The organism is Mycobacterium sp. TH-M15, assembly GCF_057473705.1.
Map to the genome: position 1 here is coordinate 1 of NZ_JBYCLB010000353.1, position 2,454 is coordinate 2,454.

The 2,454-nt window shown below is 70.9% G+C and carries 3 protein-coding genes; all 3 read left to right on the top strand.

Going from position 1 to position 2,454, the window contains the following annotated elements:
- A partial coding sequence (locus AC2VNT_RS08660) for a patatin-like phospholipase family protein (RefSeq protein WP_486946466.1) occupies positions 1-1,015 on the top strand: 1,015 nt, incomplete at its 5' end.
- 144 nt (positions 1,016-1,159) lie between these two features.
- On the top strand, positions 1,160-2,035 hold the full coding sequence (locus tag AC2VNT_RS08665; protein WP_486946467.1) for a DegV family protein: 876 nt from the start codon (positions 1,160-1,162) through the stop codon (positions 2,033-2,035).
- On the top strand, positions 2,028-2,454 hold a 427-nt coding region (locus AC2VNT_RS08670; RefSeq protein ID WP_486946468.1), incomplete at its 3' end, for a DegV family protein. The genes AC2VNT_RS08665 and AC2VNT_RS08670, both read left to right, overlap by 8 nt.

Sequence of the window (2,454 nt, forward strand, 5' to 3'; positions counted from 1 at the left end):
CGCCGCCCGGGTGGTGCTGGTGGCGGCGGACCCGGGACCGCCGCCGGAGCCACTGCCGGCCCGGGCGACCGGCGCCGACCTGGTGCTGGCGGGGGCACCCCCGGGGCGGGGAGACTTCCGAGGCTGGGAGCGGTTGATCGCGCCGCGGTCGGTGCATGTCGTCCGCCCCGGGCACGCCGCCGCGGACCTGCGCCCGCTGGCGGCGCGCATCGCCGGACGCTCGGTCGGGCTGGTGCTCAGCGGTGGAGCCGCCCGGGCGTTCGCCCACCTCGGGGTGCTGGACGAGTTGGAGGCGGCCGGGGTGACCGTCGACCGGCTCGCCGGCACCAGCATGGGCGCGATCATCGCCGCGTTCGCCGCCATCGGCATGGACGCGGCCGCGGTGGACGCGAACATCTACGAGTACTTCATCCGACACAACCCGACAAGCGACTACACCCTGCCGAGCAAGGCGCTGATCCGCGGCCGGCGCACAGCCAATGCCCTGCGCACCGCCTTCGACGGGCAGCTCGTGGAGGAGCTGCCCAAGCAATTCCGCTGCGTCAGCGTCGATTTGCTGAATCGGCGATCGGTCGTGCACCGGCACGGCCTGCTCGCCGACGCGGTCGGCTGCTCGCTGCGGGTGCCGGGACTGTATGCCCCGGCGGTTTACCACAACACGTTGCACGTCGACGGTGGGGTGCTGGACAACCTGCCGGTGACCGCGCTGGCCGGCCGGGAGGGTCCGCTGATCGCGGTGAACGTTCGCACCGGTGGCGAACCACGCGTCGGCACCGACCCGCACCAGCCACATACCCCCCGGGTGCCGGGCATCGGCGACACCCTGATGCGCGCCATGACGATCGGCAGCGCGATGGCATCGAGCACGATGCTGGCGCAGGCCGACGTGGTGATCAAGCCCGACGTGAGTGACGTCGGATTTCTGGAGTGGCACCAGATCGACCGCGCCCGCGAGGTGGGCCGCGCCGCGACCCTGGACGTCCTGCCGCGGATCATCGCGGCGGTGCAGCGCTGAGCGCCGAGGGGAGTCGGCGAAGAAGCTCTCCGCGGCTGATCTGCGGAGTACCGTTGGATACTGAAGCTGAACGGCGGTCCGGGCTGATCAGCTAGCTTGCGGGGTCAGGCATGCCGGGTTTGGAACCGGCCTGATGGGACGAACATGGCGGAGATCGCGATCGTCACCGACAGCAGTAGCTATCTGCCGGATGCGCTGATCGACCGCCTCGAAGTCACGGTGGTCTCCGGCTACTACGACCTCGGGGACGGCCCGCTGCGTGAGTCGGAGTTCGACGGCGATTTGCCGCGGTTCTACGCCCAGCTGGACGCGTCGAAGACGGTCGCCAGCACCTCGCCGCCGCCGGTCGAGGATTTCATCAAGGTGTTCGAGCCGCTGCTCGAGCAGCACAGCGCCGTCGTCGCGATCACGGTCTCCTCGGCCGTCTCCGAGGTGTGCACGCTCGCCCGGCAGGCGGCCGCCGAGCTGGCGGGCCGAGGTGGCGAACGGGTGACGGTGATCGACTCGGCCGGTGCCTGCGGCCACCTGGGGGTGCAGGTGATAGCCGCAGCGCGGGCCGCCGCTGCCCGGGCGGACGTCTCCCGGGTGTTGGCGGTGACCCACCGGGTGCGCCAGGAGGTCGGGCAGTGGAGCCTGCTGGACACGCTGGAGTACCTGCGGCGCAGTGGCCGGATCGGAACCGCCGTCACCTGGATCGCATCCGCGCTCGACCTCAAACCGATTCTGACGATGGAGTCCGAGATCCGGGCCGTCGAGCGGGTGCGCACCCGCAAGCGGGGCATCGAGCGGCTGGTCGAGCTGATGAGTCAGCGCCGCGCGGTCGGCGCCGATCGGTGGTTCGTGCAGCACGCGGCCGCGCCCGAAGACGCGCAGCGGTTGGTCGACCGGCTCGGCGAGATGTTCGGCACCGAACCGGAGTTCACCGGCGAGGTGGGTCCGATATTCGCGACGCACGTCGGTCCGGGTGCGCTGCTGGTCGGTGGATTCCCCAGCGCGGCGCTGGACGGCGCCGATGGCTGACATTGCGATCGTCACCGACAGCACCGGCTACCTGCCGACCGCGCTGATCGACAATCTCGGCATCACCGTGGTGTCGCTGTACTACGACGTCGGCACGGGCCTGCTGCGCGAGTCGGAGTTCGACGGGGATTTCGGGCGGTTCTACGCCCAACTGGACGCGTCGAAGACGGTGGCGAAGACGTCGCCGCCGACCGTCGCGGATTTCGTCGCGGTCTTTGAGGGGTTGCTGTCCCAGCACGGCGCCGTCGTCTGCGTGTTGATCTCATCGGGCATCTCCAAGACCTGTGCGGTGGCTCGCCAGGCCGCCGAGCGCCTGGAATCCGAGGGTCGCGGCGGTGAGCGGGTGACGGTGTTCGACTCGGCCGGCACCGTCGGCGATCTGGGGGTGCAGGCGATGGCGGCCGCGCGGGCGGCCGCCG